The organism is Kitasatospora sp. NPDC059827, from assembly GCF_042731675.1.
Lineage (GTDB): Bacteria > Actinomycetota > Actinomycetes > Streptomycetales > Streptomycetaceae > Kitasatospora.
The window spans coordinates 78,379-94,613 of sequence record NZ_JBHWIV010000006.1 but is presented as its reverse complement, the minus strand read 5'-3'; the positions used below and the strand labels follow the sequence as shown (position 1 = coordinate 94,613).

The window sequence follows — 16,235 nt, the reverse complement described above, 5'->3', positions numbered from 1 at the left end:
TCCGCTCCGTACGGCCGCCACGGCACCGGGCGGCACAGCTATTAGGACGTCCTACTAATTTACTCGGACGTCCTAGTACTTGTCGATGGAGCCCCGCCGTGGAAACGGCGGCGGCCGGGAACGGCCGCCGGGCAGCCGGGTCCGGACACGCCGAGGGCGCCCCTTCCCCGGCCGGGGAAGGGGCGCCCTCGTGACGCGAACCGGTGGTGGCGCGGGCGGCTCAGACGCCGGCCGGCTGACGGGCGCCGCCCGCCGGCAGCTGCTCGGCGGCCTCGCGGGCCACCCGGCGCTCGAAGACGAAGGAGAGGAACGGGATGCAGCCCGCCGCCAGGGTCAGCACCAGGCGGCCGAGCGGCCACTTGAGCTTCTGCCCGAGCAGGAAGGTCACCACGAAGTACCCGATGTACAGGTAGCCGTGCAGCATCGCGACGTAGGTGGTCAGGTCCTCGGCGGTGCTGAACCCGTACTTCGCGACCATGAAGCCGCAGAACACCAGGAGTGCCACACCGGTCGCAATGGCCAGGCCGCGGTACCAGCCCAGCAGGGGGGTCGCCTTCATACTCTTCCTCGCCTCGCTCGGCTTTTTCGGCCGGTACGCCCGGATCCGCGCACCGCTCCCACGAGGGTAGCCGCCCTCACGGCCGCCCTTCCGCAGCCCCCTCGTCCGGCTCGGCGAAGTCGCCCGCCGCGATCCGCAGCGGCTTGAGCAGTTCGAAGACCTGCCGGCACTGTTCGGGGCCGTACTCCTCCAGCCCGAACTCCATCGACATCAGCTCCCGGGTGGCCTCCTCGACCACCTCGCGGCCGCGCCCGGTGATCGCGGCGAGCACCCCGCGGCCGTCCAGCGGGTTGGGGCGGCGGGCGACCAGGCCGGCCCGCTCCAGGCGGTCGACGGTGTTGGTGACGCTGGTCGGGTGGACCATCAGCCGCTCGCCGATCTTGGAGAGCGAGAGCTCGCCGGTCCGGCTGAAGGTCAGCAGCACCAGCGCCTCGTACCGGGCGAAGGTCAGTCCGTACGGCTTGAGCACCGCGTCGACCCGGGACAGCAGGATCTGGTGGGCGCGCATGATCGAGGTGATCGCCGCCATCGAGGGCACGGTGCCCCAGCGGCGGGCCCACAGTTCGTCGGCGCGGGCGATCGGGTCGAAGTCGAGTGCGAGGGGCTTGGCCACCTCCTTACCGTACCGGCGGACGGGACGTGTGCTACCAGCCGTCCTGATGGTGGACAAGCGCGACGCGTGGCGGGATCCCGCCAATCGGACGGCCAGGTCCATACCTGGACATTGCGTCGGTGTGAACTGCGGGCAACAGCCGCCCGGCACAACGGGGTTGACCATCGAACGCCCGAACGCCCCGCTAGCAGGCCTCGGTTCGGACCGGAACCCGCTGAAAGTCGGGGCGGAACGCCCGCTTTGTCCGCCCGTTCACATTCCTTCGTCTTGGCGGGACTTGGCCAATTCATGAGGAAGACCTGTCATTTGATTTGCTCGATTGTCATGCTTTCCGCCAACCCCGTTCGACCGCCACCACCCCCACCCAACCGGTGGCAGCCGCACGACCGTTCGGGGTCCTCGCACGTCAGCGCCCGTCCCGCCCCGAAGGTGCCGAACCCGGCCCCCCGGGACGCGGCGCGACCGCGCCCACACGCGGTTTCCCGGAAGGACTCGTCCGTGAAGCGAAAGCTCGCCGCAGTCGCCGTACTCTCCGCCACCGCTCTGCTCACCGGTGTCGTCCAGGCCGGCGCGGCCCAGGCCGACCCCGCCCCGCAGGCCGGCAGCTCCCAGCAGCTCGCCGCCCTGCTCGCCCAGGCGAACGGCCAGTCCGGCAAGGTCGCCCACGCCCTGGCCCTCGGCGGCCAGGAGCAGCTGGTGGCCAAGGACGTCGTGGTGGACGCCGACGGCACCCGCCACCTCCGCTACGAGCGCACCCTCGCCGGGCTCCCCGTCCTCGGCGGCGACCTGGTCGTGCACCAGAAGGCGGACGGCACCACCACCGCCGTGGACAAGGCCATCGGCGCCAAGCTCGCGCTGCCCAGCCTCACCCCGCAGATCCCCGCGGACAAGGCGGCCGCCCAGGCCACCGGCGCCGTGCAGTCCACCGTCGGCATCACCGTCGACGAGGACGAGGCGCCGCTGACGGCGGTGCACCAGACCGGCAAGGCCGAGCTGGTGGTCTGGGCCACCGACGGCAGCCCGCGCCTGGCGTACCGCACCACGGTCGAGGGCGAGCGCGCCGACGGCACCCCGAGCCGCCAGCTGCTGGTCACCGACGCGGCGAGCGGCCAGGTGCTGTCCACCCACGAGGAGGTGCAGACCGCCGCCGGCACCGGCAAGGGCGTCTTCGTCGGCACCGTCCCGCTGACCACCACCCAGAGCGGCAGCTCCTACCAGCTCAAGGACGCCACCCGCGGCGGCCAGGCGACCTACACCCTCAAGGGCAGGACCTCCGGCTCCGGCACCCTGGTCGCCAACACCACCAACAGCTTCGGCAACGGCCTGGCCTCCAACGCGGAGTCCGCCGCCGTGGACGCCCAGTACGGCGCCGCGGTCACCTGGGACTTCTACAAGAACACCTTCGGCCGCAACGGCATCAAGAACAACGGCGTCGGCGCCGCCAGCCGGGTCCACTACGGCTCCAACTACGTGAACGCGTTCTGGGACGACTCCTGCTTCTGCATGACCTACGGCGACGGCTCGGGCAACACCCACCCGCTCACCGCGCTGGACGTGGCCGGCCACGAGATGAGCCACGGCGTCACCTCCGCCACCGCCGGCCTCAACTACTCCGGCGAGTCCGGCGGCCTCAACGAGGCCACCTCGGACATCTTCGGCACCATGGTCGAGTGGTACGCCAACCTGCCCTCCGACAAGCCGGACTACCTCATCGGTGAGCAGATCAACATCAACGGTGACGGCAAGCCGCTGCGCTACATGGACCAGCCCTCCAAGGACGGCGCCTCGGCGGACTACTGGTCCTCCACGGTCGGCAACAAGGACGTCCACTACTCCTCGGGCGTCGCCAACCACTTCTTCTACCTGCTGTCCGAGGGCAGCGGCGCCAAGACCATCAACGGCGTCAACTACAACAGCCCGACGTCCAACGGCTCCAGCCTCTCCGGCATCGGCCGGGACAAGGCGGCGAAGATCTGGTACCGCGCGCTGACCACCTACTTCACCTCCACCACCAACTACGCGGCGGCCCGCACCGGCACCCTCAAGGCCGCGGCGGACCTGTACGGCGCCACCAGCGCCGAGTACAGCGCCGTCGCCGCGACCTGGACCGCCGTCAACGTGAAGTGACGCCCGGCGGAAGGTGAGCTGGACGCCCGGGGCCCCGTTGGAGGGCAGGCCCCGGGCGTCCGTCCATGTCCGCCGCCGGTCCACCGCGCCCCCTCGCCGCCGGTCCACCGCGCCCCCTCGCCGCCGGTCCACCGCGCCCCCTCGCCGCCGGTCCGCCGCGCCCCGCGGCGCGTCAAGCGGTCCCGGTTGGCGGAGTCCCGCCAGCCGGGACGAACCGAAGATTCCGGGCAGTGGACGGCAACCGAACCATCCGCACCGCCCCTGGCGACTCCTGGCCAATCCCGGGGGGCGCCCTGTCCTTTCCTGCCACGGATTGTCATGCTTATGACCAAGCTCCCGCCCGACGATCCGTCGCCCCCACCCGACCGACGGACCGTCAGCAGCCGCACGGGAGAAGCACGTTCGCGCCCTACCGCCCCAACGGCGCCACCCCCGGCGCCCCGGTACGCGGCGCACCCGCACGCACCCCGCGGGTCTCGTGGAAGGAACTGCCCCACGTGAAGCGAAAGTTGACCCTCCCGGCGGTGCTCTCCGCCACCGCACTGCTGGCCGGCGTCGTCCAGATCGCCGCCCTCCCCGCCGCCCAGGCCGCCGACCTGTCGCAGTCCGCGCCGCTCGCGATCGCCGCCGGCCAGAGCGCCCCGCTCGCCGGCGCGCTCGCCCTGGGCGCCCAGGAGCGGCTGGTCGCCAAGGACGCCGTGGTGGACGCCGACGGCACCCGCCACCTCCGCTACGAGCGCACCTACGCCGGCCTGCCGGTGCTGGGCGGCGACCTGGTCGTCCACCAGCGCCCGAACGGCTCGGTGGCCTCGGTGGACCGCGCCTTCGACGGCCGGCTCGCCCTGCCGAACGGCCTGGCCCCCGGACTGTCCGCCGACCAGGCCGCCGAACGGGCCGCCGACGCGGTGCGGGCGACCGTCGGCCTGGCCGCCGACGACGACGAGGCCGCGCTCAGCCGGGTGGACGGCACCGACCGGACGGACCTGGTGGTCTGGGCCGCCGACGGCAACCCCCGGCTGGCCCACCGCACGGTGGTGCGCGGCGAGCGCGCCGACGGCACCCCGAGCAGCCAGCAGGTGGTCACCGACGCGGCCACCGGCGACCTGCTCTCCACCCACGAGGAGGTGCAGACCGCGGCCGGCAGCGGCAAGGGCGTCCACGTCGGCACCGTCCCGCTGACCACCACCCAGAGCGGCTCGACCTACTCGCTCAAGGACGCCACCCGGGGCAACCAGTCGACCACCGACCTCAAGGGCGGCACCTCGGGCAACGGCTCGCTGTTCACCGCCACCAGCAACACCTGGGGCAACGGCCTCACCTCCAACCGCCAGTCGGCCGCCGTGGACGCCCAGTTCGGCGCCTCGGCCACCTGGGACTTCTACAAGAAGACCTTCGGCCGCAACGGCATCAAGAACAACGGCGTGGGCGCCCTCAGCCGGGTGCACTACGGCTCGAACTACGTCAACGCGTTCTGGAACGACTCCTGCTTCTGCATGACCTACGGCGACGGCAACGGCAACACCAACCCGCTCACCGCGATCGACGTCTCCGGCCACGAGATGACCCACGGCGTCACCTCCGCCACCGCGGGCCTCAACTACTCCGGCGAGTCCGGCGGCCTCAACGAGGCCACCTCGGACATCTTCGGCACCATGGTCGAGTGGTACGCCAACCTGCCGGCGAACCCGCCGAACTACTGGATCGGCGAGAAGATCAACATCTTCGGCAACGGCAAGCCGCTGCGCTACATGGACAAGCCCTCGCTGGACGGCAAGTCCGCGGACTCCTGGTACTCCGGCGTCGGCAACCTGGACGTCCACTACTCGTCCGGCATCGCCAACCACTTCTTCTACCTGCTCTCCGAGGGCAGCGGCGCCAAGAGCATCAACGGCTACAACTACAACAGCCCGACCTCCAACGGCTCGAAGGTCACCGGCATCGGCCGGGACAAGGCGGCCGCGATCTGGTACCGCTCGCTGACCGTGTACTTCACCTCCACCACCAACTACAAGGCCGCCCGCACCGCGAGCCTCAAGGCCGCGGCCGACCTCTACGGCGCCAACGGCGCCGAGTACAAGGCGGTGGCGGCGGCCTGGAGCGGGGTCAACGTCAACTGACCGCGCCCCGCACGAGCCATCCCCGGTAAGAAAACGGCGACAGGCTGCCGCGGCCCTTTGGGAGAGGAGGCCGTGGCAGCCTGTCGGCCGTCCACCCGGAGCGGGATCAGGCGGTGGCGGGCTCCAGCTCGCCGCGCTCCTCGCGGCCGAGCATCCGCTCGGCGAAGAAGCCGCCGAAGGGCAGCACCGAGAGCACGAAGAGCAGGGCGCCGCGCTTGACGTCCCACTTCTGCGCCTGCCAGGCCTGGATCCAGAAGACCACGTACAGGACGAACAGGACCCCGTGGACCATGCCCATCACCGGCACGGCGTCGAAGGACGTGGTCCGCTTCAGCACCGAGCAGATCAGCAGCAGGACGAAGGAGATCGCCTCGGGGGCGGAGACCAGGCGCAGGCGGTGGACGGCGCTGCTGTTCACGTTGGATACCTCAATACGGGGGTCGGAGGCGTGGGCACGCTTGTGAAGCGACTCACAAGCCTTCCGGCCATTATCACCGAGCACACGTACGGGCCCCGGGCCGGGGGTGGCCACCGTGCCGGATGTCACAGCCGCGCGCCAGAACCCCGCCGACCGCAGCAGGGCGTCGCCCGTACCCCCTATCCTGCTGCCCGCGCGCCCAACGGAACCGGGCGCCACCGGCATCGCACCACGGGGGTAGCACCACATGTTCAAGCGTGACTGGGACCGCAGGACCTGCGCCAAGCGCGGCCACATCACCTACGCGCCGACCGAGCCCGAGCTGGCCGCCCGGCTGCACACCGCCACCGCCGTCGGCGACGCCTGGCGCTGCCTGCGCTGCGGCGACTTCGCGCTCGGCGCCCCGCACGGCTCCGGCCCGGCGGCGGACGCCCCGCTGGTGCCCCGCGGCAAGGCGCTGCGGGACCTCTTCATCCTGCGCTTCCTGGCCGTCGAGCGGGTGCTGCGCGGCGTGATCATCATCCTGATGGCCTGGGGCGTCTGGAAGTTCTCCAACAGCCAGGAGGCCGTGCAGCGGATCTTCGAGGACGACCTCACGATCTTCAAGCCGGTCACCGACCACTTCCACTGGGACCTCGACCACGCCCCGATCGTCGAGACCATCCGCAAGACCTTCGGCTACCAGAAGAAGACCCTGCTGGTCGTCGCGGGCGCGATGATCGCCTACGCGCTGATCGAGATCGTCGAGGCGGTCGGCCTCTGGCTGGGCAGGCGCTGGGCCGAGTACCTGACCGTGGTCGCCACCGCCGCCTTCCTCCCGCTGGAGGGCTACGAGCTGCACGAGCACGTCAGCGCCGTGAAGGTCTGCACCCTGCTGCTGAACATCGCCGCGGTGCTCTGGATCATGCTCTCCAAGCGGCTGTTCGGCCTGCGCGGCGGCGTGGTGGCCTTCGAGGCGGAGCGCCACTCGGCCTCGCTGCTGGAGGTCGAGGAGGCCGCCGGGACCGTCCCGCACCCGGGCCACGGCCACGGGGCGCACGCACGCTCCTGACGCGAACGATTGTCCCGAGTCCGTACCGGTCCGCCCCGGCCCTCTCGCCCGGCCGCCCCCGCGGCGGCTAGATTGCGGCCGTGGCACAGTTCAGACTCCAGGGATCAAGGGTCCTCGCCGTCGAGTTGGGCGGGGACGCCGTCAAGGCCCGACACGGCTCGATGGTCGCGTACACCGGCCAGATGACCTTCAAGAAACTGACCGGCGGCGGGGACGGGCTGCGCGGCATGGTCGCCCGCAGACTCACCGGCGAGCGGATGACGGTCATGGAGGTGAAGGGGCAGGGCACCTGCTACTTCGCCGACCGGGCCACCGAGATCAACCTGGTCCGCCTCGACGGGGAGACGCTCTACGTCGAGGCGGACAACCTGCTCTGCACCGAGGCCGGACTGCACACCGGCACCAGCTTCACCGGGCTGAACGGCGTCTCCTCGGGCAACGGCCTCTTCACCACCAAGGTGGAGGGGCACGGCTGGGCGGCCGTCACCTCCAACGGGCCGGCCGTCATCCTGCGGGTCGACAAGTCCATGCCGCTGCGGGTCGACCCGGGCGCGTACGTCGCGCACACCGGCAACCTGCACCGCAGCGTGAAGTCGGGCGCGGGCTGGACCACGGTGATCGGCGAGGGCGGCGGCGAGGCCGTGCAGGTCGAGTTCACCGGCGAGGGCCTGGTGTACGTCCAGCCCTCGGAGAAGGTCACCCTCGGGGGTGACGTCTGATGGGCTTCACCCGGATCAACGGCAAGATGGTCGAGGCCCAGGTGGTGCCCGGCCAGCGGCTGTTCAGCCAGCGCGGGGCGATGCTCGGGTACACCGGGGACGTCCGCTTCACCCCGAACATCACCGGCGGCCAGGGCGGGGTGATGTCGATGATCGGCCGGCGGGTCGCCAACGAGGACACCCCGCTGATGACGGTCGAGGGCCACGGCCGGGTGATGTTCGGCCACGGCGGCCACCACGTGCACGTGATCGACCTGGTCGGCGACACCCTGTTCGTCGAGGCGGACCGGCTGCTCGCCTTCGAGGGCACCCTGCGCCAGTCCACCGTCTTCCTCGGCTCGCAGGGCGGCGTGATGGGCATGGTCCGCGGCCAGGTCAGCGGGCAGGGCCTGTTCACCACCCGGCTGGAGGGCCACGGCTCGGTCGCGGTGATGGCCCACGGCGGCGTCTTCGAGCTGCCGATCACCCCCGGCCAGTCGGTGCACGTCGACCCGCAGGCGTACGTGGCGCACCGCGGCGAGGTGCGCAACAAGCTGTCCACGGCGATCGGCTGGCGCGAGATGATCGGCCGCGGCTCGGGCGAGGCGTTCCAGCTGGAGCTGTCCGGGCAGGGCACGGCGTACGTCCAGGCGAGCGAGGAGAAGCTCTGATGTCCCAGCCGCCGCAGCCTCCGCAGCCGCCGTACGGGGGAGGCTCCCCGCACGACCAGCCGACCCAGCCGGGCTTCACGCTGCCGCCGAACTACGGCCGCTCCGCGGACCAGCCGCCTCCTCCCCCGCCGCCGCACTACCAGCCCCAGGCGTACCAGCCGCAGCCGCAGGCCCAGCCGGCGCAGCCCCAACAGTCCTACGCCCAGGAGCAGTTCGGCGGCGCGCAGGCCCCGCTGCCGACCACCCACGGCGGCACCGGCCCGGTGGTGTACGACGCCCACACCCTGCCGGCCAACGACAACGTCAACCCGTACGCCTTCGCCGTCGAGCTGAACGGCTCCTACTTCCTGCAGAAGGGCAAGATGGTCGCCTACTACGGCGACATCTCCTTCCGCGGCGTCGGCGCCGGGATGGTCGACCGGGTGCTCGGCCAGCACTTCAACTCCCCGCTGCACGCCGCGGACTGGGTGGTCGCCCAGGGCTCCGGCCGGCTGCTGCTGGCCGACCGCGCCTTCGACCTCAACTCCTACGACCTGGACGACGGCAATCTGACCGTCCGCTCGGGCAACCTGCTCGCCTTCGACCCGACGCTGCGGCTCAAGCAGTCGATCATCCCGGGCTTCCTGACCCTGATCGGCACCGGCCGCTTCGTCGCCGCCTCCAACGGGCCGGTGCACTTCGTGGAGCCGCCGGTCCGGGTGGACCCGCAGGCCCTGGTCGGCTGGGCGGACTGCCCGGCGCCGTGCCACCACTACGACCACGACTACCTGCACGGGGTGGTCGGCGGCCTGCGGCGGCTGACCGGCATCGGCGGCGCCTCCGGCGAGGAGCACCAGTTCGAGTTCATCGGCGCGGGGCAGGTGCTGGTGCAGTCCAGCGAGACGCTGCTGGCCGAGCGGTCGGTCGGCCGGGTGGACGCCGAGGCCGGGGTCCCGGGCGGCGGGGTGCCGAACCAGCCGGGCCACGGCGGCAACCAGTCCAACGCGCCGGGCCTCGGTAACCTGGGCGAACTCGGTCGGCGTTTCGGCCTGTAAACTTGTACAAGATTGAACTAAATCGGCTATGCTGGACCCCATGGATACGCACACGATCGGCACCGCGGACACCCCTCCGTCTCAGCCCGAGGAGGAGACTCCCTGGCTGACCGCCAGGGAACAGCGGATGTGGCGCGCCCATCTGGAGGTCGCCAAGCTGCTGGACTACCAGCTCAGCCGCGAGCTCCAGCCCCACAACCTGGCGATCAACGACTACGAGATCCTGGTCGTGCTCTCCGAGGCCCCCGACCACCGGATGCGGATGACGGACCTCGCGACCGCCACCCTCCAGTCCAAGAGCCGGCTCTCGCACCAGATCACCCGGATGGAGAACGCCGGGCTGGTGCTGCGCCAGGAGTGCCCCGGCGACCGCCGCGGCCTCTACGCCCACCTCACCGAACAGGGCTGGGAGACCATGCAGCGGGTCGCCCCCGACCACGTCCGCAGCGTCCGGGCCCACTTCATCGACCGCTTCACCCCGGAGCAGCTCGACGCCCTCTACGAGGCCCTGGCCCCGGTCGCCGACCACCTCCGCGGCCTGCGCGGCCGGTCCTAGCCGCTCCTGGCCGCACCCGGCCGCACCGCAGCGCCTGCGGCGGGGCCCCGGACCGCGCCCGGTCCGGGGCCCCGCGCGCGCGACGCTCAGCCCGTGGTCAGGCCCGCGACCAGTTCGTCGGCCGCGCCGTACGGGTCCAGCTCGCCGTTGACCACCCGCTCGGCCAGGCCGGCCAGGTGGCGGTCACCGGAGAGGTCGCCGATCCGGGCGCGCAGCTCGGCCAGCGCGATCGCCTCGATCTCCTGGGCGGCCCGACGGCGGCGGCGCACCGCCAGCTCACCGGTCTCCTCCAGCCAGGCGCGGTGCTTCTCCAGGGCCTCGACCACCTCGTCCACGCCCTCGCCGCGGGCCGCGACGGTCTTCACGATCGGCGGGCGCCAGTCCCCCGCCTCGCGGGCCTCGCCGAGGCCCAGCATGTGGTTGAGCTCCCGGGCGGTGGCGTCGGCGCCGTCCCGGTCGGCCTTGTTGACCACGAAGACGTCGCCGATCTCCAGGATGCCCGCCTTGGCGGCCTGGATGCCGTCGCCCATCCCGGGGGCCAGCAGCACCACGGCGGTGTCCGCCTGGGCGGCGACCTCGACCTCGGACTGGCCCACGCCGACGGTCTCCACCAGGATCACCTCGCAGCCGGCCGCGTCCAGCACCCGCAGCGCCTGCGGCGCCGCCCAGGACAGCCCGCCCAGGTGCCCGCGGGTGGCCATCGAGCGGATGAACACCTCGGGGTCGGTCGCGTGGTCCTGCATCCGGACCCGGTCGCCCAGCAGCGCCCCGCCGGAGAACGGCGAGGACGGGTCGACGGCGAGCACCCCGACCCGCTTGCCGAGCCGCCGGTAGGCGGAGACCAGCGCCGAGGTGGAGGTGGACTTGCCCACCCCGGGCGAGCCGGTCAGGCCCACCGTGTACGCCTGCCCGGTGTACGGCGCGAGCGCGGCCATCGCCTCCCGCAGCTGCGGGGCGGCGTTCTCGACCAGCGTGATCAGCCGGGCGACCGCCCGCGGCCGGCCCTCCCGGGCCTGCTCGACCAGCGTGGCGACATCGATCATCAGGAGCTCCTTGCGCGGATGCCGGCGGGTGGCGGCGGCGTACGGCGGCGAACGACGGCAGATGCCGAAGGGGCCGCGGACCACTTGTGGCGGTCCGCAGCCCCGGAGGTCGGAACAGATCAGGCCTTCGGCACGCGCACGATCAGCGCGTCGCCCTGGCCGCCGCCGCCGCACAGCGCGGCCGCGCCGACCCCGCCGCCGCGGCGCTGCAGCTCCAGCGCGAGGGTCAGCACCACGCGGGCACCGGACATCCCGATCGGGTGGCCGAGCGCGATCGCGCCGCCGTTGACGTTGACGATGTCGGAGGAGACCCCGAGGTCCTTCATCGACTGGTGGGCGACGGCCGCGAAGGCCTCGTTGATCTCGATCAGGTCGAGGTCGGAGACCTCCAGGCCCTCCTTGCCCAGCGCGTGCCGGATCGCGTTGGACGGCTGCGACTGGAGCGAGTTGTCCGGGCCGGCCACGTTGCCGTGGGCGCCGATCTCGGCGATCCAGGTCAGGCCCAGCTCCTCGGCCTTGGCCTTGCTCATCACGACCACGGCGGCGGCGCCGTCGGAGATCTGCGAGGAGGTGCCGGCGGTGATCGTGCCGTCCTTGGTGAAGGCGGGGCGCAGCTTGGCCAGGCCCTCCACGGTGGTGTCGGCGCGGATGCCCTCGTCCTGGCCGAACAGCACCGGCTCGCCCCTGCGCTGCGGGATGGCGACCGGGACGATCTCGGCCTCGAAGACGCCGTCGGCCTGCGCCTTGGCGGCCCGCTGGTGGGAGGCGGCGGCGATCTCGTCCTGCACGTCGCGGGCGATGCCCAGGCGGGTGTTGTGCTTCTCGGTGGACTCGCCCATCGGGATGTTCTCATAGGCGTCGGTCAGACCGTCGTACGCCATCGCGTCGAGCACCTCGACCGCGCCGTACTTGTAGCCCTCGCGGGACTTCGGCAGCAGGTGCGGGGCGTTGGTCATGGACTCCTGGCCGCCGGCCACCACGATGTCGAACTCGCCGGCCCGGATCAGCTGGTCGGCCAGGGCGATGGCGTCCAGGCCGGAGAGGCAGACCTTGTTGATGGTCAGCGCCGGGACGTTCATCGGGATGCCGGCCTTGACGGCCGCCTGGCGGGCCGGGATCTGACCGGCGCCGGCCTGCAGCACCTGGCCCATGATCACGTACTGGACCTGCTCACCCGTGATGCCGGCCCGCTCCAGCGCGCCCTTGATCGCGAAGCCGCCGAGGTCGGCACCGGAGAAGCCCTTGAGGGAACCGAGCAGGCGGCCCATCGGGGTCCGCGCACCGGCAACGATCACAGAGGTGGTGTTGGTCATGGGACGGGCCCCTTCGCACGTCGTGGCCAGGTGGTGAGGATGCGCTCAGGGTACTGACCCGTTTTCCGCCCGTCACCGGAGCGACGGTGTGATCGAGCGCACTGGCACCGTCCAGTCAACACCGTGTCAATGCGATCCGGGTGAACGTCCGGGTGATTCCCGGCGTGTGAGCAGGCTCGCACGTCCGGCACTGGCGCCGCCTCGGGGCCGTACGCTGCACTGGGTGCCACTGTCCGTCCACCCGCCCCTGGAGGCGCCGTGCTGACCCGCATCGACCACATCGGCATCGCCTGCCGAGACCTCGACAAGACGGTCGAGTTCTACCGCGCCACCTACGGCTTCGAGGTGTTCCACAGCGAGGTCAACGAGGAGCAGGGGGTCCGCGAGGCCATGCTCCGGATCAACGGCACGGACGACGGCGGCGCCTCGTACCTCCAGCTGCTGGAGCCCACCCGCCCGGACTCCACCGTCGCCAAGTGGCTGGAGAAGAACGGCGAGGGCGTGCACCACATCGCCTTCGGCACCGCCGACGTGGACGGCGACGCCGAGGCGATCCGCGACAAGGGCGTCCGGGTCCTGTACGACCAGCCGCGGATCGGCTCGATGGGCTCGCGGATCACCTTCCTGCACCCCAAGGACTGCGGCGGCGTGCTGACCGAGCTGGTCACCTCGGCCCAGCCGGGCGAGCACGAAGGGCACTGAAACGACCTCGGAACCGCTCCCGGTGCCGCCCGCTCCCGGGCGGCACACCGTGCTGCGCCCCGCCTCGCTACCGCTCGGCAGCCGCTTCACGGAACCGGGCACCTCTCGATGGCGGCCTCGCTACGCTCGGCCACAAGACCCTAGCGACCCGTCAGTAACGTGGTCCGTCAGCCGGAAAACCCCCACGCGGCCATTCCCCCGCGGTGCGCGCCCACTACAATGCCCAGGTGCGCGAAGACTCCGGGGGACGGAGGCGACGGGCACGGCCGATGACAGGCCTGTCCGCCCTCCGGTGGCCGGCCCGTCGCAGGGGAGTCCAGTACGCGGGCACGGCTGAACAGTCGCAAGACGGATCTGTCACCATTCTCCACAGGCAAGAGTTCGCCCAGGAGTCCACCCGGACGGGGGAACGCGGCACGTCCGCGCTCCCGCGACCAGGACTCCGACGACCGCGGCGGACGGCTCCGGCTTGGCAGCGGGTCGTCCGGTGGACGCGGATGCAAGGACCAGTCGGACCAGGGCCCCGGACACGGGTGGCCGGGACCGGCCCGGTCGAGGACGCGACCAGGAGATGGATGGGACCGCGGAGTGCGGGGCAACGACCGCTACGAGGTTGACGATCACCTCTCCCAGTTCGAGGCCGAGATGGGTCGGACTCGGAAGGAGCGGGACAAGGCAGTCGAGCATGCCGAGGACCTCGCCTACCAGGTGGAGGTGCTCCGGGCCAAGCTGCACGAATCCCGGCGCATGCTCGCCCAGCCGCGCGCCTTCGACGCCGTCTCCGGCCAGGCCGAGCAGATGCTGCGGACCGCCGAGATGCAGGCCCAGCAGATGCGCGCCGACGCCGAGCGCCAGCTGCGCGACTCCCAGGCCGCCACCCAGCGGATCATGGCCGAGACCGCCGAGCGCACCGCCCGGCTGGAGGCCGAGCTCGCCGCACGCCGCCGCCAGCTGGAGGACGAGCTCACCGAGCTGCGCCGCTCCGCCGAGCAGCACGTCAACGGCTGGGCCGAGCAGACCCGGTCCGGCTCCGAGCAGGAGGCCCAGCGCCTCCTCCAGGACGCCCGCGCCGAGTCCGAGCGGATGGTCGCCGCGGCCCGCGCCGAGGCCGCCGCCCTCTCCGACCACGCCCGCGCCCAGACCGCCGCCGACGTGGACGCCGCCCGCGGCGAGGCCCAGGCCGCCGCCGAGGCCGCCCTCCAGAAGGCCCAGAACGACGCCGAGCGACTGCTGCGCGCCGCCTCCGAGCACGCCCAGCAGGCCGGTGCCCAGGCCGCCGCCGACGTGGACGCGGCCCGCGGCCAGGCCCAGCAGGAGCTGGCCGCCGCCCACGCCGCCGCCGAGCAGCAGCTGGCCGTCGCCCACACCGAGATCAGCCGGCTCAAGGAGCAGGCCGCCGCCGAGCAGTCCCGCGCCGAGCAGCAGCTGGGCGCCGCGAAGGCCGAGATAGAGCGGCTGCGCGACGCGGCGATCGCCGAGGCCGAGCGCGCCCGCCGGGAGGCCACCGAGCTGCGGGTCCAGGCCGAGCAGGCCGCCGAGCAGCTGCAGGCCGACGCCGAGGCCGCCGCCGAGCGCAAGGTCGCCGACGGCGAGGCCGCCACCGAGCAGCGCTCGCAGACCGCCCGGGCCGAGATCGCCCGGCTGGTCGCCAACGCCACCAAGGAGTCCGAGGCCATCCGGGCCGAGGCCGAGGCGATCCGCAGCAACGCCGCCACCCGGCAGGCCGAGGCGGACGCCGCCAAGGCCGCCGCCGCCGAGGAGAGCGAGCGGCTGCGGGCCACCGCCGAGTCGGTCGCCGCCCAGTTGAAGGCCGAGGCCGAGGCGGCGATCGCCGAGCTGCGCGCCCAGGCCGACCGGGACGTGGCGGAGCTGCGGGCCCAGGCCGACGCCGACGCCCAGCGGCTGCGCGGCGAGGCCGAGGAGGCCGGCCGCGCGGCCGGCGCCAAGGACGCCACCGTCCACCTCGCCAAGGCCGCCAAGACCGCCGAGGAGGTACTCGGCCGGGCCAACCAGGACGCCGAGACCGCCCGCGGCGAGGCCTCCGCCGAGGCCGAGCGGATCCGCGCCGAGGCGCACGCCGAGGCCCAGCGGCTGCGCGAGCAGGCCCAGGCCGCCGTCGAGCAGGCCCAGAACGCCGCCCTGGACGACGCCGCCGCGATCCGCGAGCGGATCGAGCAGATGCAGGACGAGGCCGCCCGGCTGCGCGCCGAGGCCGAGGAGCTGCGCGCCCAGGCCGCCGCCGAGGCCGACCGGGCCCGCAGCGAGGCCCGCCGCCAGGCCGTGCTGCAGATCGAGGAGTCGGCGAAGAACGCCGAGGAGCTGCTCACCAAGGCCAAGGCCGACGCGGACGAGCTGCGCGCCGGTGCCGCCGGGGAGATCGAGCGGCTGCGCGCCCAGGCCCAGGAGCAGGCCGCCGAGACCCAGGGCCGGGCCGAGCAGACCCTGGCCCGGGCCCGGACCGAGGCCGAGAAGATCACCTCGGCCGCCGAGCAGCAGGGCCAGGACGCGGTGACCGCCGCCAAGGCCGCGGCCGCCGAGAACCGCGCCGCCACCGAGCGGGAGACCGCCGAACTCCGGCGCGGCGCAACCGAGTTCGACCAGCAGGTGCGCACTGCGGCGACCGCCGCCGCGGAGGCCCTGGCCGCCGAGTCCCAGGCCGAGGCGAACGCCGTCCGGGACGCCGCGGTCGCCGACGCCGAGCGGGTGCGCACCGAGGCCGACACCGAGGCCGCCCGCACGAGGGCCGAGGCCGAGGCCACCGCGAACGCGCTGCGCGAGGAGAGCCGGCGAGAGCACGAGGAGGCCGCCGCCGGGCTCCAGCGCGAGCGCGAGGAGACCGCCGAGCAGCTGGCCGGTGCCCGCGCCGCCCGCGAGCAGGCCGAGCAGGGCGCCGCCGAGCTGACCGAGCGCACCGCCCGGGAGAGCACCGAGGTCCGCGCGGCCGCCGACCGGTACGCCGCCGAGCAGCGCGAGCTCGCCGACCACGAGACGGCCGAGCAGCGCGAGGAGGCGGAGCGGTACGCCGCCGAGCACCGCGCGGAGGCCGAGCGGGCCGCGGCCGAGCTGCGCACCCTCGCCCAGCAGGAGACCACCCAGCAGCGCGAGACCGCCGAGGCCTACGCCGACCGCGTCCGCACCGAAGCCGAACAGCACGCCACCGAACTGCGCACCGAGGCGGAGCAGTACGCCACCGACCACCGCACCGAGGCGGAGCAGTACGCCGCCGAGCACCGCGCCGAGGCCGAGCGGGCCGCGGCCGAGCTGCGCACCCTCGCCCAGCAGGAGACCACCCAGCAGCGCGAGACCGCCGAGGCCTACGCCGACCGCGTCCGC

General features: G+C 72.8%; 14 protein-coding genes. 9 read left to right on the top strand and 5 right to left on the bottom strand.

Annotated features, from left to right (window positions below; all coding sequences use genetic code 11):
• Positions 1 to 220 precede the first annotated feature (220 nt).
• Together ACFV8H_RS05890 and ACFV8H_RS05885 are read right to left on the bottom strand one after the other, a co-directional pair.
• Positions 221 to 559: a DUF3817 domain-containing protein gene (locus ACFV8H_RS05890; protein ID WP_375891489.1), complete on the bottom strand. Its 339-nt coding sequence runs from the start codon at positions 557 to 559 to the stop codon at positions 221 to 223.
• Between the two features lie 76 nt (positions 560 to 635).
• Positions 636 to 1,172 (bottom strand): MarR family winged helix-turn-helix transcriptional regulator, encoded by a 537-nt coding sequence (locus tag ACFV8H_RS05885; RefSeq protein WP_375891488.1) that lies wholly within the window; start codon positions 1,170 to 1,172, stop codon positions 636 to 638.
• 498 nt (positions 1,173 to 1,670) lie between these two features.
• Here ACFV8H_RS05885 and ACFV8H_RS05880 point away from each other — a divergent pair, with 498 nt between their 5' ends.
• Positions 1,671 to 3,299: a M4 family metallopeptidase gene (locus ACFV8H_RS05880; RefSeq protein ID WP_380396793.1), complete on the top strand. Its 1,629-nt coding sequence runs from the start codon at positions 1,671 to 1,673 to the stop codon at positions 3,297 to 3,299.
• Positions 3,300 to 3,796: 497 nt separating this feature from the next.
• Positions 3,797 to 5,416: a M4 family metallopeptidase gene (locus ACFV8H_RS05875; RefSeq protein WP_380396791.1), complete on the top strand. Its 1,620-nt coding sequence runs from the start codon at positions 3,797 to 3,799 to the stop codon at positions 5,414 to 5,416.
• A 106-nt stretch (positions 5,417 to 5,522) separates the two neighbouring features.
• Here the strand turns inward: ACFV8H_RS05875 and ACFV8H_RS05870 are convergent, their stop codons facing one another.
• Positions 5,523 to 5,834 (bottom strand): DUF3817 domain-containing protein, encoded by a 312-nt coding sequence (locus tag ACFV8H_RS05870; protein ID WP_375891485.1) that lies wholly within the window; start codon positions 5,832 to 5,834, stop codon positions 5,523 to 5,525.
• A 247-nt stretch (positions 5,835 to 6,081) separates the two neighbouring features.
• Between ACFV8H_RS05870 and ACFV8H_RS05865 the strand changes: the two genes are divergently transcribed.
• The 5 genes from ACFV8H_RS05865 to ACFV8H_RS05845 all read left to right on the top strand — a co-directional run bounded on the left by ACFV8H_RS05865 (position 6,082) and on the right by ACFV8H_RS05845 (position 9,844).
• A complete protein-coding gene (locus tag ACFV8H_RS05865) occupies positions 6,082 to 6,885 on the top strand; it encodes a DUF2127 domain-containing protein (RefSeq protein WP_380396790.1) in 804 nt (267 codons plus the stop codon).
• 80 nt (positions 6,886 to 6,965) lie between these two features.
• Positions 6,966 to 7,604, top strand: a complete 639-nt coding sequence (locus tag ACFV8H_RS05860) for an AIM24 family protein (RefSeq protein WP_380396788.1) — start codon at positions 6,966 to 6,968, stop codon at positions 7,602 to 7,604.
• Entirely contained in the window at positions 7,604 to 8,254 is a 651-nt protein-coding gene (locus ACFV8H_RS05855) for an AIM24 family protein (protein WP_380396786.1), read from the top strand. Before ACFV8H_RS05860 ends, ACFV8H_RS05855 begins: the two co-directional genes overlap by 1 nt.
• Positions 8,255 to 8,487: 233 nt before the next feature.
• A complete protein-coding gene (locus tag ACFV8H_RS05850; protein WP_380396911.1) occupies positions 8,488 to 9,288 on the top strand; it encodes an AIM24 family protein in 801 nt (266 codons plus the stop codon).
• A gap of 40 nt (positions 9,289 to 9,328) precedes the next feature.
• Positions 9,329 to 9,844, top strand: coding sequence for a MarR family winged helix-turn-helix transcriptional regulator (locus tag ACFV8H_RS05845; protein WP_380396784.1), 516 nt, complete (start codon positions 9,329 to 9,331; stop codon positions 9,842 to 9,844).
• A gap of 86 nt (positions 9,845 to 9,930) precedes the next feature.
• Here ACFV8H_RS05845 and meaB read toward each other — a convergent pair whose 3' ends face one another.
• The gene (gene meaB, locus ACFV8H_RS05840; RefSeq protein WP_380396782.1) at positions 9,931 to 10,887 is read right to left on the bottom strand and encodes a methylmalonyl Co-A mutase-associated GTPase MeaB; all 957 of its coding nucleotides are present in this window, start codon (positions 10,885 to 10,887) and stop codon (positions 9,931 to 9,933) included.
• A gap of 119 nt (positions 10,888 to 11,006) precedes the next feature.
• A complete protein-coding gene (locus ACFV8H_RS05835; RefSeq protein WP_380396780.1) occupies positions 11,007 to 12,200 on the bottom strand; it encodes an acetyl-CoA C-acetyltransferase in 1,194 nt (397 codons plus the stop codon).
• Between the two features lie 258 nt (positions 12,201 to 12,458).
• Between ACFV8H_RS05835 and mce the strand changes: the two genes are divergently transcribed.
• Both mce and ACFV8H_RS05825 read left to right on the top strand, forming a co-directional pair.
• Positions 12,459 to 12,902, top strand: a complete 444-nt coding sequence (gene mce, locus ACFV8H_RS05830; RefSeq protein WP_375892942.1) for a methylmalonyl-CoA epimerase — start codon at positions 12,459 to 12,461, stop codon at positions 12,900 to 12,902.
• A 588-nt stretch (positions 12,903 to 13,490) separates the two neighbouring features.
• Positions 13,491 to 16,235, top strand: a 2,745-nt coding sequence (locus tag ACFV8H_RS05825; RefSeq protein WP_380396778.1) for a hypothetical protein, incomplete at its 3' end; no start/stop codon positions are given.